The organism is Mesorhizobium sp. ZC-5, assembly GCF_025753855.1.
Lineage (GTDB): Bacteria > Pseudomonadota > Alphaproteobacteria > Rhizobiales > Rhizobiaceae > Neomesorhizobium.
The window spans coordinates 42,538-61,231 of the sequence record NZ_JAOWPT010000014.1 but is presented as its reverse complement, the minus strand read 5'-3'; the positions used below and the strand labels follow the sequence as shown (position 1 = coordinate 61,231).

General features: G+C 58.4%; 12 protein-coding genes and 3 pseudogenes. 12 read left to right on the top strand and 3 right to left on the bottom strand.

The annotated features are described in order from the left end of the window. Nucleotides 1-12 precede the first annotated feature (12 nt). Nucleotides 13-1,953 (top strand): acyltransferase family protein, encoded by a 1,941-nt coding sequence (locus OHD58_RS26015; protein WP_263806565.1) that lies wholly within the window; start codon nt 13-15, stop codon nt 1,951-1,953. 382 nt (nt 1,954-2,335) lie between these two features. Here OHD58_RS26015 and OHD58_RS26005 read toward each other — a convergent pair. Beyond that, a pseudogene (locus OHD58_RS26005) lies at nt 2,336-2,994 on the bottom strand (transposase); the annotation flags it as partial. Between the two features lie 502 nt (nt 2,995-3,496). Between OHD58_RS26005 and OHD58_RS26000 the strand changes: the two are divergent. From OHD58_RS26000 to OHD58_RS25950, 11 genes and pseudogenes are all read left to right on the top strand, one after another. Further along, nucleotides 3,497-4,087: a NodA family N-acyltransferase gene (locus OHD58_RS26000; protein ID WP_263806564.1), complete on the top strand. Its 591-nt coding sequence runs from the start codon at nt 3,497-3,499 to the stop codon at nt 4,085-4,087. Next, complete coding sequence (gene nodB / locus OHD58_RS25995) at nt 4,084-4,734, top strand: chitooligosaccharide deacetylase NodB (protein WP_263806563.1); 651 nt, start codon at nt 4,084-4,086, stop codon at nt 4,732-4,734. Before OHD58_RS26000 ends, nodB begins: the two co-directional genes overlap by 4 nt. A 43-nt stretch (nt 4,735-4,777) precedes the next feature. Continuing rightward, a complete protein-coding gene (nodC, locus tag OHD58_RS25990) occupies nt 4,778-6,130 on the top strand; it encodes a chitooligosaccharide synthase NodC (protein WP_263790839.1) in 1,353 nt (450 codons plus the stop codon). Beyond that, nucleotides 6,130-6,762: a nodulation methyltransferase NodS gene (gene nodS, locus OHD58_RS25985; RefSeq protein WP_263806562.1), complete on the top strand. Its 633-nt coding sequence runs from the start codon at nt 6,130-6,132 to the stop codon at nt 6,760-6,762. The genes nodC and nodS overlap by 1 nt, the downstream gene beginning before the upstream one ends. Before the next feature lie 31 nt (nt 6,763-6,793). Then, the gene (nodU, locus tag OHD58_RS25980; protein WP_263790841.1) at nt 6,794-8,503 is read left to right on the top strand and encodes a nodulation protein NodU; all 1,710 of its coding nucleotides are present in this window, start codon (nt 6,794-6,796) and stop codon (nt 8,501-8,503) included. Nucleotides 8,504-8,507: 4 nt separating this feature from the next. Beyond that, a complete protein-coding gene (nodI, locus tag OHD58_RS25975) occupies nt 8,508-9,422 on the top strand; it encodes a nodulation factor ABC transporter ATP-binding protein NodI (RefSeq protein ID WP_006201686.1) in 915 nt (304 codons plus the stop codon). 2 nt (nt 9,423-9,424) lie between these two features. Continuing rightward, the gene (locus OHD58_RS25970) at nt 9,425-10,213 is read left to right on the top strand and encodes an ABC transporter permease (protein WP_006201685.1); all 789 of its coding nucleotides are present in this window, start codon (nt 9,425-9,427) and stop codon (nt 10,211-10,213) included. A gap of 35 nt (nt 10,214-10,248) precedes the next feature. Further along, nucleotides 10,249-11,301, top strand: a complete 1,053-nt coding sequence (locus tag OHD58_RS25965) for an NADP(H)-dependent aldo-keto reductase (protein WP_263790843.1) — start codon at nt 10,249-10,251, stop codon at nt 11,299-11,301. 259 nt (nt 11,302-11,560) lie between these two features. Next, nucleotides 11,561-12,261 (top strand): annotated as a pseudogene (locus OHD58_RS25960) (sulfotransferase domain-containing protein); the annotation flags it as partial. 136 nt (nt 12,262-12,397) lie between these two features. Then, a pseudogene (locus OHD58_RS25955) lies at nt 12,398-12,643 on the top strand (carbonic anhydrase family protein); the annotation flags it as partial. A 649-nt stretch (nt 12,644-13,292) separates the two neighbouring features. Continuing rightward, nucleotides 13,293-14,597, top strand: coding sequence for a dicarboxylate/amino acid:cation symporter (locus OHD58_RS25950; protein WP_263806561.1), 1,305 nt, complete (start codon nt 13,293-13,295; stop codon nt 14,595-14,597). Nucleotides 14,598-14,895: 298 nt separating this feature from the next. Here OHD58_RS25950 and OHD58_RS25945 read toward each other — a convergent pair whose 3' ends face one another. Together OHD58_RS25945 and OHD58_RS25940 are read right to left on the bottom strand one after the other, a co-directional pair. After that, nucleotides 14,896-16,803 (bottom strand): ABC transporter ATP-binding protein, encoded by a 1,908-nt coding sequence (locus tag OHD58_RS25945; protein ID WP_006205084.1) that lies wholly within the window; start codon nt 16,801-16,803, stop codon nt 14,896-14,898. After that, the gene (locus OHD58_RS25940) at nt 16,803-18,644 is read right to left on the bottom strand and encodes an ABC transporter ATP-binding protein (protein WP_065518386.1); all 1,842 of its coding nucleotides are present in this window, start codon (nt 18,642-18,644) and stop codon (nt 16,803-16,805) included. The genes OHD58_RS25945 and OHD58_RS25940 overlap by 1 nt, the downstream gene beginning before the upstream one ends. Nucleotides 18,645-18,694: the final 50 nt, after the last annotated feature.

Genomic DNA, 18,694 nt, shown 5'->3' with positions numbered 1-18,694 from the left:
GAACGCAGTCCCATGCCGCGAGAGTTTCGATCTGATATCCAGGCCTTGCGGGGTCTGGCTGTTTTGCTGGTTGTCCTCTACCATGCTCGCCTTGGGCCGTTCGCCGCGGGTTACCTGGGCGTTGATATTTTTTTCGTGATTTCGGGCTTCCTGATCACCGGCCTCATCAGGACGCAGCTTGAGCAATCACGATTCAGTTTTTGGGAATTCTACTATCGACGTGCGAAGCGTCTGTTGCCCGCTGCCTATGTCGTCATTGCGCTCACGACGATCGCTGCGCCTTTCTTGCTGTCCGAAGTGAGCCTGAGGGAGTTCCAAAATCAAGTCCTCGGGGCGCTCACATTCTCCGGCAATATCGTTCTCTGGTTCCAATGCGACTATTTCGGCGGAGCCGCCGATACGATGCCACTCCTGCATGTTTGGTCGCTTGGTGTTGAAGAGCAGTATTATCTGCTGCTGCCTGCCTTCTTGGCCTTGGCTCCCCGAAGATGGTGGCTGATAGGAGTCAGTTCACTCCTCGTTGCCAGCCTAGCTCTATGTCTATACGTGGCCTCTTATGACCCATCCACTGCATTCTATCTTCTACCCACCCGATTTTGGGAAATGGCCCTCGGTTCATTCGGAGCCTTGCTTCCCGCCAGCCCTTGGGTGACTGCCAAGCTTTCGAAGCTGCGCCTCCCCGCGCTCGTACTTCTTCTCTTTCTTCCCATTGCCCCTGTTGGTTCCCAGCACCCGGGCGTGGACGCCGCTTTGGTTTGCCTGGCAACCCTGATCCTCCTGCTCGCGCCCAGCAGGGATAACGCGGCGATTCGAGGCATGGCAAGGATAGGGGATGTATCGTACTCGCTTTATCTGGTCCACTGGCCTGTGCTTGTCTATGTGCGGGCTGTTTGGCTGTCAGATGCTCCTGCCCTTGCGATCTACGCGGCAGTTGCTTTCTCATTTGTTGCGGGCTGGGCTCTCTACCGCTTCGTGGAGGAGCCGTTCCGGCGGGGGTTCGTCACGTCTCGTCGACGGCTGGCCCGAGGACTTGTTGCCGCATCCGTTGTTCTTGGCTTGTCACCTTCAGTCGCCATCGCCGCAATCCAGAACAATGTTGACTTTGCCAAGATCCGGCAGATCAATAGCGGTTTGGGACCAGCATGTGTTTTCAAGCCAGGATCGCCTCCTCGGGAAATCCCCAAGAACTGCCAGACGATAGACAGGCCCCAATTGCTGGTTTGGGGCGATTCATTTGCCATGGCACTCGTTCCCGGCTTGGCCAAGACAGTCGGCGAAGGCGGACTGGCGCAGCTCACGATGAGTGCATGCTTCCCCGCCATTGGCATTGCTGCCTTCTCGAAGACGTCAACAGAGTCTCCTTATTATCCCCGTGCCTTCGGCGAGGACTGCATGCGCTTCAATGACAGTGTTCTGGATGTCTTGAAACGTCGGCCCGAGATCACGACCGTTGCCATTTCAAGCCCATTTGCCACGCCTGTGTCGACGGACTTCATGCTTCTTAAGAAGAGCAATGGTACTTTCACGGAGGTTGACGCTTCTCTAGATGTAGCAGTCGATGGTATCAAGGCTCTCGTCGAAGCCGTTCGAGCGCAGGGCAAGCGAGTGGTTGTTGTTGCCCCTCCGCCAGTCGCAAGCTTCGATATCGGCGATTGCCTTGAGCGAAAGTCGCTGGGAAGTTTTATGATCGGTCCCTACAGTGACTGTAAAATATATGTAAGTGATTACCTCCAGATAAGATCCAGAACTCTTGAGCTATTGAAACAAGTTTCCTTGAAGGCTGACGTAGTGGTTATTTCCTACCGCGACTTCCTCTGCGATGAGACCACATGCAAGACCGAGATAGATGGCAAATTCCTTTATCGAGACAGCGGGCATCTTTCCTATGAAGGATCAGAAATCATTGCTCGCCAGACAAGACTTGCTGAGAAGCTGATCAGGGCTGCTCGTTAGAGCCTGACCCGAAACTCGGGCTTGGACGTGGAAGCGGATGAGTGGCTCTGTCCGTTGCGATTCGCTTGAGTTGTCTAGACTTGAGCGGGATCGCGACATGGGTTTGACGGAGGCCACACGCAGGCAATATTGCTGCGCGGGCCAGCGGGAGTAAACGCATTGACCGACAGGGAATGGCGTTGATCGAGCCGTTCATGCCTGGAGCGAAGGCGACCGGACGACCACGGACGACCGAGATGCGGACAATCGTGGACGCGCTCCTCTATATCGATCGCCTGGACGGGCTGCCAGTGACGGGCATTACCGGACCGCTTCCCGCCGGTTCCGACGGTCCAACGCTATTCTGTGCCTGGCGAGACAATGGGCTGTAGAGGACCAGCAACTCGTCAAGCGTCTCTGCCGGCGTTTTCCAACCCAGGGTCTTTCTCGGCCGGGCATTGAGGGCCGCCACGGCGGCGATCCTCGTCGGCGCGGTGGATGCTCAGGTCGGGCCCTTTCGGGAAGTGCTGACGCAGCAGTCCATTGGTGTTCTCGTTGGTTCCGCGCTGCCATGGCCTTGCGGATCGCAGAAGTAGAACTAGACACCCGCATCGATCGTCAGACGATCGTGCTGGGTCATGCCCCGCAAGCCGGGGAAGATGCAGTAGCATCGTGAAGCGCGTCGCTTGCCTAGCGTGCCCGTCGCGAGCTGCCAAGACCGAGGATGAGGTCTCCCTCCCAATGTCCCGGCACCGCTCGATCGGCCGCTTCGGCGGGGACGCTGACTTATCATGATTTCCGGCGAGATAAAGCCCTTGTGCCTCGCCTACGTACGCGCGCCCTGGGGACCCGTAATACACGTCCTGTTCGCAAGCAGGCCGTCAGCTAGCGGCGCAGCACTCCGCAGCCCCTGAACGAAGAAGGCCTGATGGATGGCTTCGTGGCTGATGCGCATCGTCTTGTCGTCCGGGAAGTCGATCAGCAGGCGTCGGCAATCTGCTCCGGGCGCCAGGCCTTGGCCCATCGCCGATCCTTTCGCGGGCCACGCCGGCGGCCCTTCCATCGTCGCGGCTGAGTTTGCGGTGCATGAGCAGGCGGTCGGGAAGTGGAGGTGCCGTCCTTAAGGATCGCTTGGACTTGCGCTGGGAGGGCGTCGCGATCGCAAGGGATAATCAGCACCTTATGGATCGGATGACGGCTTGGATGGACGGGGGAGAAGTTCGCGGCATCCATCCTGAACAGCTGGGTAAAGGCCTCCAGCCGCATGACCGAACCCATCCAAAGCGTGGATGCGGTCTATCCAAACAATCGATTTTACAAATCCATGAGCGTAATACATTAGAAGATCGTCAACTGAGCGAAACCAAGTACTCCAGCGGTACATTTCCTGGGCGGCACAACAAAGACGGACATCGATTAGAGCATCACCACATCTGGAACGCAATGCCCTGAAGGGTTCCATCCGCCCAATTGCCCGACATCACGATCGCTGACGACGGCCTCTGCTGCGTCGAACGTGTGATCAGGCGTCTTAAACAAACAGCAAAAATAGGGAAGTCTTTACATGCGCTCGCAGGTGCGGTGGAAGCTGTGCTGGGAAAATGAGTTGCAACTGGGCGACCATGTCGAACTGACGGAGTTTTTTCGAAAGACCTACGGGCCGACTGGAGTCTTTAATGCACAACCCTTCGAAGGTAGTCGAAGCTGGGCTGGCGCCAGGCCCGAACTCCGCGCAATCGCCTATGACTCGAACGGTGTGGCGGCTCACATGGGCTGCCTGCGGCGTTTCATCAAGGTTGACGGGGTCGATCTTCTGGTTGCCGAGCTAGGCCTGTACGGGGTCCGTCCGGACCTTGAGGGCCTTGGGATCGCCCATTCGATCCGCTTCATGATTCCAACGCTGCAGGAGCTAGGCGTTCCATTCGCTTTTGGCACCGTTCGGCACGCGCTGCAAAAACACATTGAAAGGTTCGGCCGACACAGCCAACTGACCGTTTTGTCGGGGATTCGCGTGCGCTCCACCCTACCAGACGCGCGTCTCGACAAGCCGCCCACTCGCATCGAGGACGCACTTGTGATCGTTTTAACCCTTGCACGGTCGATGAGCGATTGGCCCACCGGTAATTTCATCGATCGGAATGGGCCAGAGCTATGAACCACTTCGATTGCTTGTCCGAAGTGCGCAGTGAGGATGCTGACGGCACAGGCCAGCCGAGCGTTTATTTGACGTTTGACGACGGTCCTTATCCATTTGCCACGCCGGAGATCCTCGATGTCCTGGCAGAACACCGCGTGCCGGCGACTTTCTTCGTCATCGGCGCGTACGCGGCAGACCAGCCCGAACTAATTCAACGAATGGTAGCAGAAGGGCACCAGGTCGCTAACCACACAATGACACATCCGGATCTGTCCAGATGCGGACCCGGCGAAGTTCAGCGTGAAATGTTTGAGGCGAACCGGGCCATCATGACGGCCTGCCCCCAGGCCTCTGTGCGGCACATGCGCGCGCCGTTTGGAAACTGGACCGAAGAAGTACTCACTGCTTCGGTGAGCGCTGGACTGGCCGCCGTCCACTGGTCGATAGACCCGCGAGACTGGTCGCAACCTGGGGTCGACGCCATTGTCGATGCAGTGCTCGATTCTGTCCAGCCGGGCGCAATTGTACTCTTGCACGACGGATGTCCTCCCGACGAGTTGCCAGCGAGCGCAGACGTCAGTCTCCGGCGTCAGACGATCATGGCAGTATCCCAAATAATTCCTGCTTTGCATAGTCGCGGGTTCGTACTCCGCTTGCTCCCTTAATATCACTGAGAGAAATTTGCTATGAAGCTGAAGGCAATACCCTATGTACCTTCTTGATACAGTCAGCACCGTCGCCATTTCGACATATGCGATACTTTCGACTGCTTATAGAAGCATGCAGATCGCTTACGCTCGGCCGAATAACACTTCATCGGCATTGGAGGGTCTGGCCGACTCTGGCCAAATGCCGAGCGTGGATGTCATTGTCCCCTGCTTTAACGAGGACCCGCGCACGCTTTCGGAATGCCTGGCTTCCATTGCAAACCAAGAATATGCCGGAAAACTCCGGGTCTATGTGGTTGATGACGGTTCTGGAAATCGCGTTGCAGTAGGACCTGTTCACGAAGCCTACGCCCGCAACCCTATGTTCAATATCATTCTGCTTCCCGAGAATGTCGGGAAGCGCAAGGCGCAGATCGCGGCGATACGCCGCTCATTTGGAGATTTGGTGCTTAACGTTGACTCTGACACGATACTCGCGTCCGACGTCATCGCAAAGCTTGCGTTGAAGATGCGCAATCCAACGATCGGCGCGGCCATGGGCCAGTTGACGGCTAGCAACCGGAGCGACACCTGGCTGACTCGGATGATCGATATGGAGTACTGGCTGGCTTGCAACGAGGAGCGTGCGGCACAGGCTCGCTTCGGTGCCGTGATGTGCTGCTGCGGCCCATGTGCCATGTATCGCCGATCCGCGCTTCTTTTGCTGCTGGATAAGTACGAATCGCAATTCTTTCGGGGAAAGCCAAGCGACTTCGGCGAGGATCGCCATCTCACGATCCTCATGCTCAAAGCAGGCCTTCAAACCGAGTACGTCCCGGACGCCATCGCGTCGACAGTTGTTCCTGACAGGCTAGGGCCATATTTGCGCCAACAACTGCGCTGGGCACGTAGCACTTTTCGGGACACGTTGCTTGCGTTGCGCCTGCTGCCCGGCCTCGATCGCTTTCTCACATTGGACGTGATCGGACAGAATCTCGGTCCGCTACTCCTCGCGCTATCGGTGCTAACCGGGCTCGCGCAGTTCGCACTGACAGCCACAGTGCCTTGGTGGACAGTCCTGATGATTGCATCCATGACCATCATTCGCTGCAGCGTTGTAGCGATTCGTACTCGTCAGCTTCGATTTCTTGGCTTTTCTCTGCATACATTCATCAACATCTTGCTCTTACTTCCCTTGAAAGCCTATGCGTTGTGCACATTGAGCAATAGTGATTGGCTTTCGCGCAGTTCTGCTACCGCCGTACCAGATATGGGCGAAAAACAGGTCCACATCCGAAACCCGATCACTGGATCAAACACTACAGAATTTACGGGAAATGCGGCGTCGCTTCGCAGGTTAGCGCGGGATTCAGCGATGTTGGTGACATCTGACAGCGTTTGCTGTGACGAATGATGGTTATCGAGGTGGATGAATTGAAGCAGGACAAGAACTATCAATTGTTGAAGCAGGATCTGGCCGCGGACGACCCGTGGCGGCTCGACGGCAATCCGTTCGAGCAAGAGCGTTACATGCAAATGCTTCAGCTATCGTTCTCCCAAGGTCCTGTCATGAATGCGCTCGAAGTCGGGTGCGCGGCAGGCGCATTCACGGAAAAACTCGCGCCCTACTGCCAACGGCTCACCGTGGTCGATGTCGTGCCGCGAGCGATTGATCTAGCGCGCCAACGGGTGAACAAGCTACCGCACATCAGCTGGATAGTATCCGACGTTCAACAGTTTTCGACTGACGAGCTGTTCGATCTGATCGTCGTGGCGGAAGTTCTCTACTACGTCGAGGGCATAGCCGAGATGCGCGCGGCCATCGGCAATCTGGTGCGGCTGCTTGCGCCAGGCGGGCATCTGGTTTTCGGATCGGCGCGCGATGCCCTTTGCCGGCGCTGGGGTCACGCTGCCGGGGCCGAGACGGTCTTGGCCATTCTGAATGAATCGTTGGTCGAGGTCGAGCGTCTGCAGTGCCGCGGTGAGTCCGACAACGAAGACTGCTTGCTCGCCCGCTTTAGGAACCCGGTTCGGCTTCCAAATTAAGCGAATTGCCGACCTTAGATATGGAGATACTATGCGCATCTGCGGCATCAATCTGACGCATGACGGGGCGGTTGCCCTCATAGAAGACGGACGGCTCGTCTTTTGCGTTGAGCAGGAGAAGCGAGACAACAACCGACGATACAAAGCCATCGACAATCTCGACACTGTTGTAACCGCATTGGCTGAGCACGGTATGGATGCGCGGGACGTTGAACAGTTTGTTATCGACGGCTGGGACGGGGAGGTGGAGTCGCAGTTTCAGGTCCTCAGTGGGGAAACTCCTGTCATCCTTAAAGGGGCGCCTTATATCGAACGCGATGCCGAGGGCCTTCTAACTTCGCTCAACAGCTCCGGCCTGATGCTCGACGGCCGGGTTTTCCCGTATAAAAGCTACCCGCACGTGACGGGCCATGTGGCCTCCGCTTACTGCACCAGCCCCTTTGCCAGGGCCGGACAACCCGCGTTCTGCTTGGTGTGGGACGGCTGCATCTTTCCGCGTCTCTACCATGTGGAACAGCGAGGTGCCCGCTTCCTGGAATGTCTGTTCCCGGTGATAGGTCATGTCTACGCTGCCGCGGGCCATCATTTCGGACCTTATAAGCAAGCGGGCCGCGCCGGCTGGGATCTAGGTGTTGCCGGCAAGCTGATGGCCTACATCGCGCTCGGGTCGGTGCATGAAGACATCGTGGCGGTGTTTCAGGAGCTATACGAGGAGCGCTTTGCGGGCGACGCGGAGCTCGCCCATCATTACCGCGCGAACATCGTCAGTGCAGAGTCCACGCTTGCGGCTGTACATGAGTTCTTCGACGCCGCCGCGCTCCGATTGGAAGCTGAGGCACCCGAAGATGTACTTGCGTCTTTTCATATGTTCCTCGAGCGTCTCCTCGTCAAGGAAATGACAATTGCCTTGCAGCGCCATTCGTTTGCGGGACCGCAATATTTGTGTATAGCCGGCGGCTGCGGGCTCAATATCAAATGGAACAGTGCACTACGCGAGACCGGCCTTTTCGACGATGTCTGGGTACCGCCCTTTCCCAATGACAGCGGCTCGGCAATCGGAGCCGCTTGCTCTGCAATGGTGGCGCAGCAAGGATTCGTCCCGCTGGAATGGTCAGTCTACAGCGGTCCGGTCCTACAAAGTGGCGATGTGCCGCCAGGATGGGAGGCCACGCCGTGCAGCATGCCGGAACTTGCGACCATTCTCGCCAGAAACGAACCCGTGGTTTTCCTTTCCGGGCGTGCCGAACTTGGACCTCGAGCGTTGGGAGGCAGAAGCATTCTCGCGGCCGCTACTTCGCCGAGGACGAAGGATTATCTCAACGACGTTAAACTTCGCGAGCACTTTCGGCCAGTTGCGCCGATATGCCTTGAGGACCGTGCGCCGGATATTTTCAGCCCTGGAACGCCGGACCCTTACATGTTGTTCGATCACCAGACGCGGGCGGAGTGGCGGGACAAAATCCCCGCAGTTGTACATCTCGACGGATCTGCGCGACTGCAAACCATCTCGAGAAGATCGCAACACGAAGTCGCCGAGCTACTTGTCGCATATGAAAAACTCACCGGCATTCCGCTGCTTTGCAACACGAGTGCCAATCACCACGGACGTGGCTTCTTCCCGGACGCTGCTGCAGCCTGCGAGTGGGGACGCATCGAACGCGTATGGTGCGACGGCCTGCTGTTGACGAAAACGCAGGCAACGGAGCAATCGCCAGTTGAGACGACCTGCACGGTAACATGAACGTATGTCCATGCTAGCAATCGATCTTACTGACGTAAGCAAGACATATGATGACAAGGTCGTTGTCGACAGGCTGTCATTCCGCGTAGCAGCGGGGGAATGCTTCGGGCTCTTGGGACCTAACGGCGCGGGCAAAAGCACGATTGCGCGTATGATCCTCGGCATGACCTCGCCTGATGCGGGCAAGATCACCGTGCTCGGCGTGCCAGTTCCGGCACGCGCTCGCTTGGCACGCCGGCGCATCGGAGTGGTCCCGCAGTTCGACAACCTGGACCTTGAGTTCACGGTGCGCGAGAACCTGCTGGTATTCGGGCGCTATTTCGGCATGAGCACACGCGAGATCGAAGCAGTCATACCGTCGCTTCTGGAATTCGCCCGCCTCGAAAGCAAGGCGCATGCTCGCGTTTCCGAACTGTCCGGCGGCATGAAGCGGCGCCTGACGCTGGCGCGTGCGTTGATCAACGACCCGCAACTGATTGTAATGGACGAGCCGACCACCGGTTTAGATCCGCACGCGCGACACCTGATATGGGAACGCCTGCGGTCGCTGCTCGCGCGGGGCAAGACTATTCTTTTGACAACCCACTTCATGGAAGAGGCTGAGCGGTTGTGCGATCGGCTGTGCGTGCTTGAAAGAGGTCGCAACATTGCCGAAGGCCGTCCTCACACGCTGATTGACGAACAGATCGGATGTCAGGTGATCGAAATCTATGGCGGCAATCCGCATGAGCTGGATGCGTTGATTAGGCCGTATGCGCAGCGCATCGAGGTGAGCGGCGAGACACTCTTTTGCTACGCGCCCGATCCGGAGCAAGTGCGCCTGCAGTTGCGCGGGCGTGCGGGTTTACGCCTTCTGGAGCGTCCGCCGAACATGGAGGATGTCTTTTTGCGATTGACCGGGCGCGAGATGGAGAAATGAACATGGGTGAAGGTTGTGCCACGGCTCTGCCCACCAACGCTTGGAACTGGATCGCGGTATGGCGCCGCAACTATATGGCATGGAAGAAGGTCGCGCTTGCGTCGCTTCTCGGGAACCTGGCCGATCCTCTGATCTACCTGTTCGGTCTTGGCTTCGGCCTGGGAATTGTTGTAGGTCGCGTTGACGGTACTTCGTATGTCGCGTTTCTGGCAGGCGGCATGGTCGCGACAAGCGCGATGACCTCTGCGACATTTGAGACGATTTATGCGGCTTTCGCTCGCATGCACGCTCAGCGCACATGGGAAGCAATCCTCTACACCCAGCTTACGCTCGGTGACATCGTTCTCGGTGAATTGGCGTGGGCAGCCACCAAGGCCTTTCTCGCCGGTACGGGGATTACGATTGTTGCCGGCACGCTAGGCTATGCGGCGTGGCCTTCCATCCTCTATGCGCTGCCAGTCATCGCCCTCACTGGGCTAGCCTTCGCAAGCCTGGCGATGGTGGTGACGGCGCTTGCACCCAGCTACGACTATTTCGTGTTTTACCAGACACTTGTTGTCACCCCCATGCTGTTCCTGTGCGGCGCGGTCTTTCCAGTCGCCCAATTGCCCGAGGGTTTTCAACAGGCCGCGCACTTCTTGCCGCTGGCACAAGCGATCGACCTCATTCGCCCGGCGATGCTTGGCCGTCCGGCCGACAGCATTGGCCTGCATATCGGCGCGCTTTCCATCTACGCAGTATTGCCCTTTTTCGTGTCGACGGCCCTGTTCCGTCGGCGCCTGATGCCATGACGCTATTTACGAACAATTCGAGAAGGAGATAGACAATGCAGTATCATGAACTGGGACGCAGCGCCCTGAAGGTGAGCGTGCTCGGCCTGGGCACTATGAGTTGGGGAGAGCAGAACACGGAGGCCGAGGCGCATGCGCAGTTAGACGCAGCCCTGGATGCCGGCATAAACTTCGTCGATACTGCGGAGATGTACCCTGTGCCTCCCCGCGCCGAGACACATGGACTTACGGAGCGTTATATCGGGAGTTGGCTACGGCAGACCGGCCGCAGGCAAGACATCGTGCTTGCGACCAAAGCCGTCGGTCCTGCTCGACCAGGCAACGCGAACTTACCGCATGCGCGCGACGGCCGTGTCAGCTACACACGCGCCAACCTGTTCGAGGCCGTCGAAACCAGTCTCCAAAGGCTCCAGACGGACTATATCGACCTATTCCAATTGCACTGGCCCGACCGTAGCACCAATATATTCGAATTGGTCGACTACCAGTATGAACTCGACGACGATGCGGTACCAATCCTGGAAACGTTGGAGGCGTTGGACGCGCTCGTTAAAAGCGGTCGCGTACGCCACATTGGGCTCTGCAATGAAACACCTTGGGGCTTGGCGCGCTTCCTGCATCACGCGGAAACACTAGGGCTCGCCCGTGTGATAAGCATTCAGAATCCATACAATCTACTCAACCTCGACTTCGAGAACGGCCTGGCGGAGATGGCTCTGCGTGAACAGGTGGGGCTTCTCGCGTATTCGCCGCTGGCGATGGGCACGCTGACTGGAAAGTACCTGGGGGGGCAGCGGCCAACCGGTTCGCGGCTGAACTTGTTCGGACGGTTCTTCCGCTACAGCAGCGAATGGGCGCAGCATGCGGCACTCGCATATACAACGCTCTTTCGTGAACACGGCATCGATCCAGTGCACGGCGCGTTGTCATTCGTTAGAAGCCGGCCTTTTGTTGCAAGCACTCTTGTTGGCGCTACCTCCGTGCCGCAATTGCAGCACAGCATCGCCAGTTTGGAAGTCACCCTGTCACGCGAGATGCTCGACGGCATTCAGTCAATCTACCAGCGCTATGGCACGCCGGTGCCATGATTGGTTTTGGCTTTCTTGTCAAATCGTGTCGTCGATCTGGTGTCGCGTATTCGAGACCCAAAATCAAAAGCAACGCGGGAAGAGACAGGTACTCACGCGGGTCTGCGTGATCAGACGCTGATAGTTCTGTCTTGTTTGTTTCCGCGCTTCGGTTCCTAACACTGTTGAACGGACCGGCGCACAGATGACAGCGGATCTTGTACTGGGACGCCACCCGGACCGCCTGCAATTCACGCAAGTTGGAAACACGCAATGACGCATGGCGATGCCAAGGACTGGCACGCACTATCTGGAAGCGTTGCTGAACGAGCATCCGAACGTGTTGAGCAACGGTGAGTTGCTCAACACTTGTGATACGAATTGGCTCGACAAAGCTCGCATGCTACGCAGCGATCGCGAACTCCTCAAGCTCGCCTATCTGCGCTTTCCCGCAGGGAGCGACAAGAAGGTGACGCATGTTGGTTGCAAGATCAACGAACCTCAGTTTCACGATCACCCGGGCTTTTTTCCGAACTGGTCCGTTGGCCCGGCCTCAAGGTCATCCTTGTGGTTCGCACAAATACCTTGGAATCGCTGTGGTCGCTGGTGCAGGCGAGGCAATCCGGCCAGTGGCTGAAGTTCGGCTCGGACAGTCAAGCGGCTTCCCCGCCGCGCATCAGATTGTCAATCGCCAAGTGCCAGGCCTATTTCAAGACTGCCGACGGTTTCCACGCTCGGGTGGCGCACGCCTTTGCACCGACCAGCATGCTTGAGATCGAATATGAGAGCCGTCTTCGCGAACCTGCCGCATGCTTGGCAACGATTTGGGATTTCCTGGGGGTCCCAACGCTTCAGCTTTCTGGCAGCGCCATCCTTCAGCGTCAGGAGACGCGACCGCTGGATCAAACGATAGAGAATTTTGATGAGCTGCGGCTTCACTTCGCGAACAGACCTTACGCGAGGTTCTTTGAGGTTGATGACGTCTTTCGGGCAAGGGCAGCGAGCGATCGGACGGCAACCGAGATCATCCCAAAGCTGAAAGCTTACTCGGACACCGGCACGATGTTACAGCCGACACCAAGCTAGGGGATCTTGGCATCTATTCACTTGAACTGCGCGGCCAGGCGATGAGATGGCGCTCGACGAGGTCGATCCCAATGGGCTTTTGCCGGCCTCGCTCGGCTACTGGACCTGTGAGGGATCATTGACGACGACGCCCTGCACCGAGAACGTCGAGTGGATGTTGGCAATGGATCCGGTCGAGGTCGACGCTGTAGACATCAAGCGATTTACCTCGCTCTTCCCCCTGAACGCGCGGCCGCTTCGTGCACCCAATCGGCGCTTCACCCTGGGCCGTGACTGAGGCTGAGGCCTTTGGGCGTGCAGCCAACCGCGGTGGGTTGCGACGCCGGGTCAGGTTGAGATGCTTCGCGATCTCGATCACTCAGCGCTCTCTAGCTTGATAACAGAAGAGCGGGGCGTCGCTCCCGATGGCACGAAGCGTGTCATCAAGTGCGGCTTCCTTGGCAGTGGCCGAACTCCGAAATACCTGTTGAACCGCACGTCGCTTGCTGCGACCGGCGGAATCAGTCTCTTGACGTACCTTTTCAAAGTATCGGCGGCGACGCGGCAACGACACGGTCGCATAGGACCTGCTTTGCTTCTGGCGCGCGCATGCAACCTGTCGCAAGAAGACAAGCCTTAAGGGCCGAGCATCGCAATCCAGAGAGATCGACCGACGGACGATTTGGCGAGAAGCATCATGGGGCGTGCTGGATCTCGTCGATGCCATCTTCTGCCACCGTATTCTCCAGGCCGGCCGTTGACGAAGCCTGGTGCGAGATTCCGCCAGGAAAGCCGTTAGTTCGGCCTGCACTGGACACCTGAGAACCGCAACATTTGGTCTGGCATGGCTCTTGCGCCCAAGGTGGCAGCCGCGTTCGGCCGGAGCGCTGCTTGGGAGAAGCCCGGGACGGTCCGAAACCCGCCCAGATCCGGTCAGGGAGAGAAAAATGCTAGCTCCACCAGTCCGCAGCGCGCCTCGCGCGCCTCGCAAGCCTCTCTACGCCCAGCTTTATGTGCAGGTGCTTGTCGCCATCGCCCTCGGCGTCGCTACTGGCTATTTCTGTCCGGGGATCGGCGAGAGCCTGAAGCCGCTGGGCGATGCCTTCATCAAGCTCGTCAAGATGATCATCGCGCCTGTCATCTTCCTGACAATTGCAACCGGCATTGCCGGCATGAACGATCTTCACAAGGTCGGCCGGGTCGCCGGCAAGACCATGGTCTACTTCCTGAGTTTCTCGACGCTCGCACTGATCGTCGGCCTCATCGTGGCCAATGTCGTTCAGCCCGGCGCCGGCCTCAATATCGATCCTGCCTCGCTCGACCTGCAGTCCGTGAACAGTTACGCCGCAAAGGCCCACGAGCAGTCCGTGACGGACTTCCTGATGAACATCATTCCGTCGACGATCGTCGGCGCGTTTGCGCAAGGCGACATCCTGCAGGTGCTGTTCTTCTCGGTTCTCTTCGGCATCGCGCTGGCGATGGCCGGTGAGGCGGGCAAGCCTGTCGTTTCCTTCCTTCAGGCGCTCATCGCGCCCATCTTCAAGCTCGTCGGCATTCTGATGAAGGCTGCCCCGATCGGCGCTTTCGGCGCGATGGCCTTCACCATCGGCAAATATGGCATCGGCTCGGTCGTGAACCTGGCGATGCTGGTCGGGACGTTCTATTTCACCGCCTTCCTCTTCGTGTTCGTCATCCTCGGCGCGGTCTGCCGTTACAACGGCTTCTCGATCGTTGCTCTCATCGGCTACATCAAGGAAGAGCTGCTGCTTGTCCTCGCAACGTCCTCTTCAGAGGCCGCGCTACCCTCGCTCATGGAGAAGATGGAGAAGGCCGGCGCCACGCGTTCGGTCGTGGGCCTCGTCATTCCGACCGGATACTCCTTCAATCTGGACGGCACCAATATCTACATGACGCTGGCAGCCCTCTTCATCGCGCAGGCGACGAATACGGATCTGTCGATCGGCGACCAGATCCTGCTGCTCCTTGTGGCGATGCTCTCTTCGAAGGGCGCTGCAGGGGTCACAGGCGCCGGCTTCGTCACGTTGGCCGCGACGCTCTCCGTCGTACCTTCCGTGCCGGTGGCCGGTATGGCCCTGATCCTCGGCATCGACCGTTTCATGTCCGAGTGCCGGGCCCTCACGAATATCGTCGGCAACGCGGTGGCATCCCTCGTCGTCGCTCGCTGGGAGGGCGAATTGGACCGCGTAAAGTTGGAAGCCGCCTTGTCTGGCCATCAGCTTGCCGAGACATAGCTGGCCAACTAACGATACAGACGCCCGCCGGGAAGGTCGCAGTAGCGCGGCCTGTTAAATCGCTGATTGGCCTGGAAATGAAAATTGGCCGCACAAAGGTGTGCTTTCGTCTGCAGGTAGCAGGCAGTTAGATGCTATGCCGTCCCAGGGCAGCGCCGGATGCTGATTTGCATCAAACCAAAACACGAATGAGATCCATTTTGCTACCAACAATCGCACAAACCTCGTTGAGCTCGCAAACCAGCCGCCAAGCCAACCATTTCGCAGCGGCAAGCCGCAGACGATTGCTGGTCAGAAATCAGGTCTTTGCGCCGGTTTGGGCTGAGGTATCGAGTTCCTCATCGGGGATGTCGTCGAACGAGGCGTGGTTGAGGTTGTAGAGTTTGGAATAGAGCCCGCCCATGGCGATCAACCGGTCGTGCTTGCCGGTCTCGACGACTTGGCCATTTTGGAGAACGATGAGGCGGTCGGCGCCTCGGACTGTGGCAAGCCGATGGGCGATGACCAGGCCCGTGCGGCCTTTGAGAAGCCTGATCAGTGCCTTCTGGATGAGCTTCTCCGTATAGCTGTCGATATTAGCGGTTGCCTCGTCAAGTATAAGGATCTTGGCGTTTGCAACGAGCGCGCGGGCAAAGCTGATAAGCTGGCGCTGGCCGAGCGAAAGATTGCCGCCGCGTTCGCTTACATCGGCCTCGTATCCACCAGGAAGGTTCACGATGAAGTCGTGCGCGCCGACCGCTTTGGCGGCCTCGATCACCTCTTCGCGCCTGGCGTCGGTCTTGTGGTAGCGGATGTTCTCGAAGACCGTGCCGGTGAAAAGGAACGGCTCCTGAAGCACCATGGCGATATGACGGCCGAGCGATTCCTGGGTGAGATCGCGCACGTCGTGTCCACCGATCAGCACTTGACCCTGCTGGACCTCATAGAAGCGGTGGACAAGCGCCATCGCGCTGGATTTGCCCGAACCGGTCGGGCCGACGAGGGCGACGGTCTCGCCGGGATTGACCCGAAAGGACACGTTCTTCAATACCGGATGCTTGCGGTCGTAGCCGAAAGTAACGTTCCTGAACTCCACCGAGCCGTCCATGTCGGGCGAAAGCACCTTGGCATTCCGCTTGTCCTGGATGTCAATCTTGACGTCGAGCACGTCGGTCAGACGCTTTCCGGAGGCCATCGCGCGCTGCATGATCGAATATTGCAGAGTGAGCGAGCGGATCGGATCGAAGAAGCGCTGGATGTAGAAGAGGAAGGCAACCATCACACCCGCGTCGATGCCGCCACTCATGACCATCGCACCGCCGACCATCACGACGACGGCCATGGCAACGCCCGTCAGGCTATCGACGATCGGCACCATGACCTGCGCATATTTGGCAGCCGTCAGATGCGTCTTGAGATTCGCATCGGCCTTATCATCGTAGAGGCTGAAGTTGACCTGCTGGCGGTCCATGGACTGCACTGCGCGCACGCCCTGAATGGCCTCTGCCAGCGCGCCATTGGCGACAGAGTTGGTCTCGTGCGCGGCCATGAAGGCATCGCGGGCGCGCGGCAGCCAGAAGATGCGCACTATGAAGAGAACCGGCAGGACCGAAAGCGTAAGGAGGCCTAACCGAAGGTCGAGCCACAGCATGACCAAGACGATGCCGAAGAGAAGGGCAACGTCGCCCAGCGAGAACAAGGACGTTTCGAGGAATTCCTGCATGGAATTGATGTCGCCCTGCAGACGAGACATCAGGCGTCCGACCTCCGTCTTGTCCATGAAGGAAAGTGAGACCTTCTGCAGATGGCCGAACATGGCGCGGCGTATATCGAAGAGAACATTCTCGGCCATCTTGCCGATCACCGTCTCTTGCGTGTAGCTGGCCGTGGAATTGACCCAAATGGCAAGAAGGAAGAAGCAGGCGGCTGCAAGCAGGGCTGAGCGATCGCCACTTCCCGGGGACATCCCATTGTCGATCGCATAGCGGATGATCAGCGGGATGAGAAGCTGCGTCCCGGTGAAGACAAACATTGCGGCTAGCGAGATCATCATCTTGGTGCGGTAGGGCCGGACGAATGCCCAAATGCGTCGGACAACGTTTTTGTCAAAGGCCCGTCCGAACAACTCCTCTTCGACGCGATGGGACCCGACGACCGCACGCGGAGGGCGCCGGCCGTCGTCGCGGATATCGTTGCGTTCCGTCTCGACTTCGCCGGCGTGGGCCATCAACTCCCTCCCTCTTGTTTGGGCAGCATGTCATCGCCCGGGGGCACTTGAAGATCGTAAAGGGCCTTGTAGCGTCCGTCCTTCGCCAGAAGCTCTTGGTGAGTGCCACGCTCGACGATCTCTCCATTCTCGATAAACAGGATGTTGTCGGCATGCATGAGCGAACTCAGGCGGTGGGCGATGATGATGGTCACGCGATCCTTGGCAAAGCGTCGCATGGCGCTGCGAATGCGCTGTTCGGTGGCTGCATCGATTGCCGCCGTCGAGTCGTCAAAAACGATGACGGACGGGCGCAGCATCATCGTGCGGGCGATCGTCAGGCGCTGGCGCTGGCCGCCCGAAAGGGAGACGCCGCGCTCGCCCACGACTGTTTTGTAGCTGGTCGGCAGGCCGAGAATGTAATTGTGAAGCTGAGCAGACTCGCTCGCGCGCTCGATCCGCTGTTCCTCGGCCCAGGGATCGCCATAGGCAACATTGTTCTCGATCGTCGTGCTGAACAGGAAGGCATCCTGCTGCACGACCGCGACCGCCCTGCGAAGCGTGGCAAGGGTGACCTCGCGGACGTCCTGGCTGTCGAGCGTGATGGTGCCGCCAGTGACATCGTAAAAACGGGGGATCAAATGAGCCATCGTCGACTTGCCGGAGCCCGGGGGGCCAACGATCGCGATCGTCTGGCCCTTGCGGGCCTCGAAACTTATATTCTTCAGAATTGGGCGGTTCTCGATGCCGTTATACGCGAATGAAACATTGTCGAAGCGTAAGGTCCCTTGGCTGACCTCAAGCGGTCTCGCGCCCGGTGCGTCCTTGATCGCGATATCTAGGTCGAGGAGCCCGAATAGGCGGGAACCGCAAGTCGAAGCGTGGGCGAAGGCGTTGACCATGAAGCCGATCTGGCGGACCGGCATTTGCAGGATCATCATGAAGGTCAGGAACATCGTAAGCGTCCCGACGCTAGTCTCGCCAGCGATAACTTTGTTGCCGCCAATCCAGAGGACCAGAGCCATGGCAAAAAGGAAGGAGAAAGTCATCGCCGAGGTGTTGCGTACGCGGATATCGACACGGTCATGGGCGAGACCAAGCGCTTTCTTCGAGGCGTGGTCGAACTTCAGCATCTCGTAAGGCTGCGCCGCAAAGGCGCGCACGACGCGAATGCCGCCAAGATTTTCTTCCATTACGCGGCCCAGAACCGAAAGCCGATCCTGCAGGTCGAGCCAGGTGTGGCGCAGCTTGAGCTGAGTGACCGATGAGCGCCATCCGACGAACGGCACGAAGCTCAGCGTGAGGAGACCAAGCGCCAGGTCGGTGGATATCAGCATGCAGGCGCCGATCCCGATCAGCATGATGAGCAGGACGGCGCGAACCAGAGCGGTGGAAAAATACATTCGCACGCCTTCGAGATCGAGCATGCCGATGGTAATCAGATCGCCTGAATGCGCCTGGTCGTGAAAGGAAAAGCTAAGGCGCTGGATCTTTTCGTAGTAGGCAAGCCGCAGTTCGTACGCGATGTGATGTCCTACCGCCTCGGCAAAATAGTTCTGAGCCAGTGTGAAAAGGCCTCGCAGCACACTGACGGCAAGCAGCAGGAGAGCTGAGGTTCGGAGCGCCTCATCCGCTGCCGCGCCGGCAATACCCCCACCGATGGCTGTCTGGGTGTGGTCGACGGCCCAGCCGATAAGCTGGGGGATGAGCAATTGGAGGGTTACCGCCACGAGTGTCGAGCCAATTGCAACGGCGACCTGCCACGGGTGCCGCAAATTCATGCGCGTAATGCGCAGTATCGTGTTCAAGCCCCGGCCCCAACCCGCCGCCTCTACATGCCCGGGCGAATTCCGGCCCTTCATCACGCCGCCACTAGCCTCACTGCTCAAGCGTATATTTCGGACTCAGGTCC

Coding starts and splice junctions, on each gene's coding strand:
- nodC (WP_263790839.1), top strand. CDS start 4,778: ATGTACCTTCTTGATACAGTCAGCACCGTCGCCATTTCGACATATGCG.
- OHD58_RS25945 (WP_006205084.1), bottom strand. CDS start 16,803: ATGGCCCACGCCGGCGAAGTCGAGACGGAACGCAACGATATCCGCGAC.
- nodB (WP_263806563.1), top strand. CDS start 4,084: ATGAACCACTTCGATTGCTTGTCCGAAGTGCGCAGTGAGGATGCTGAC.
- nodU (WP_263790841.1), top strand. CDS start 6,794: ATGCGCATCTGCGGCATCAATCTGACGCATGACGGGGCGGTTGCCCTC.
- OHD58_RS26015 (WP_263806565.1), top strand. CDS start 13: ATGCCGCGAGAGTTTCGATCTGATATCCAGGCCTTGCGGGGTCTGGCT.
- OHD58_RS25965 (WP_263790843.1), top strand. CDS start 10,249: ATGCAGTATCATGAACTGGGACGCAGCGCCCTGAAGGTGAGCGTGCTC.
- nodS (WP_263806562.1), top strand. CDS start 6,130: ATGGTTATCGAGGTGGATGAATTGAAGCAGGACAAGAACTATCAATTG.
- OHD58_RS25940 (WP_065518386.1), bottom strand. CDS start 18,644: ATGAAGGGCCGGAATTCGCCCGGGCATGTAGAGGCGGCGGGTTGGGGC.
- OHD58_RS26000 (WP_263806564.1), top strand. CDS start 3,497: ATGCGCTCGCAGGTGCGGTGGAAGCTGTGCTGGGAAAATGAGTTGCAA.
- OHD58_RS25970 (WP_006201685.1), top strand. CDS start 9,425: ATGGGTGAAGGTTGTGCCACGGCTCTGCCCACCAACGCTTGGAACTGG.
- nodI (WP_006201686.1), top strand. CDS start 8,508: ATGTCCATGCTAGCAATCGATCTTACTGACGTAAGCAAGACATATGAT.
- OHD58_RS25950 (WP_263806561.1), top strand. CDS start 13,293: ATGCTAGCTCCACCAGTCCGCAGCGCGCCTCGCGCGCCTCGCAAGCCT.